This window comes from Kitasatospora sp. NPDC086801, assembly GCF_044745805.1.
In the GTDB taxonomy this organism is placed as follows: Bacteria; Actinomycetota; Actinomycetes; order Streptomycetales; family Streptomycetaceae; genus Kitasatospora.
This window is the reverse complement of record NZ_JBIVAX010000106.1, coordinates 1-1,578: the sequence shown is the minus strand read 5'-3', so window position 1 is coordinate 1,578 and position 1,578 is coordinate 1. Positions and strand designations below refer to the sequence as shown.

1 protein-coding gene is annotated in these 1,578 nt (G+C 67.7%); it reads right to left on the bottom strand.

Annotated elements, in window-relative coordinates; translation table 11 throughout:
* The coding region (locus tag ACIPLC_RS38180) for a beta-ketoacyl synthase N-terminal-like domain-containing protein (RefSeq protein WP_400477662.1) at window positions 1–1,578 on the bottom strand (1,578 nt) is incomplete at both ends.

Genomic DNA, 1,578 nt, shown 5'->3' with positions numbered 1-1,578 from the left:
CTGCTGCGCCGGACCATTCGGCGCGGTCAACCCGTTCGACGCACCATCCTGGTTCACCGCCGTACCCGCGACCACCGCCAACACCCGATGCCCGTGACGACGGGCATCCGACAGCCGCTCCACCACCAGCACGCCAACACCCTCACCCCAACCGGTGCCGTCCGCAGCAGCCGCGAACGACTTGCACCGACCATCCGAGGCAAGACCACGCTGACGACTGAACTCCACGAAAACCTCAGGGGTTGCCATCACCGCCACCCCGCCGGCCAGCGCCATCGAGCACTCGCCCGAGCGCAGGGACTGAACTGCCAGGTGCAGTGCCACCGAGGAGGACGAGCATGCGGTGTCGACGGTGACCGCGGGCCCCTCGAACCCGAAGGTGTAGGACACCCGCCCCGAAGCGATCGCGCCGGTGCCGTTGTTGGCCGTGTAGTCGTGGTACATCATCCCGGCGAACACACCGGTCGAGCTGCCCTTCAGCGTCCGGGGGTCGATCCCGGCACTCTCGAATGCCTCCCACGACGTCTCCAGCAACAACCGCTGCTGCGGATCCATGATGAGCGCCTCGTTCGGGCTGATCCCGAAGAACTCGGGGTCGAACTCGCCCGCCTCGTAGAGGAAACCACCCTCGCGGACGTAGGACTTACCAGGCTTTCCAGGCTCCGGGTCGTAGATCCGGGCAGTGTCCCAGCCTCGGTTCGCCGGGAACTCGTCGATCGCGTCCCGCCCCTCGGCAACCAGTCGCCACAGGTCCTCCGGCGAGTCAATCCCACCCGGGTAACGGCAGGCCATGCCCACGATCGCGATCGGTTCGTCGGTCACCACCCGGCTGACCGCCGCTGCGCCGGCCGTCCCATTGCCGACCGCCTCATTCAACAGGAACCGCGACAGCACAAGGGGGGACGGATAATCGAATATCAGTGTGGTCGGCAGTCGGAGCCCGAGCTCCTCGCCCAGCCCGTTTCGGAGTTCGACCGCCGCAAGCGAATCGATACCCAGGTCACGGAACGCCCGTTCGGGATCGATCGCGGCTGGTCCGGAATAGCCGAGCGCCACGGCGGTGCGGGACCGGACAAGGTCGACCAGCCAGGCCTCCCGCTCCTGTTCGTCCAGTTCGGCCAGGTGCTGCCGGAGCATGCTCGGCCCGGTCATCGCGCTCACTGCCGAGCGTCTTGCCGACGGGGCAAGGACGCGGAACAACGGCGGCAGATCGCTGCCCTGGCGACGCAGCGCAGCGATGTCCAGCCGGACAGCCACCACAGCCGGGTGGGAGACCGCCGGGGCGAGGTCGAACAGCGCCAAGCCGTCCTCAGTGGACAGTGGTATCGCGCCTGTACGGCCGAGCCTCGCCCGGTCGGCCTTGCTGAGGTCACCGGTCATGCCACTGGCCTGGTCCCACAGGCCCCAGGCCAGCGACTGCGCCGGCAGACCCTGCCCACGCCGGTGAACAGCCAGAGCGTCCAAATAGGCATTGGCAGCCGCGTAGTTGCCCTGACCCGGCGTACCGAAAACACCCGCCGCCGAGGAGAACAGCACGAACGCGGACAGGTCCAGCCCACGGGTCAACTCGTGCAGATT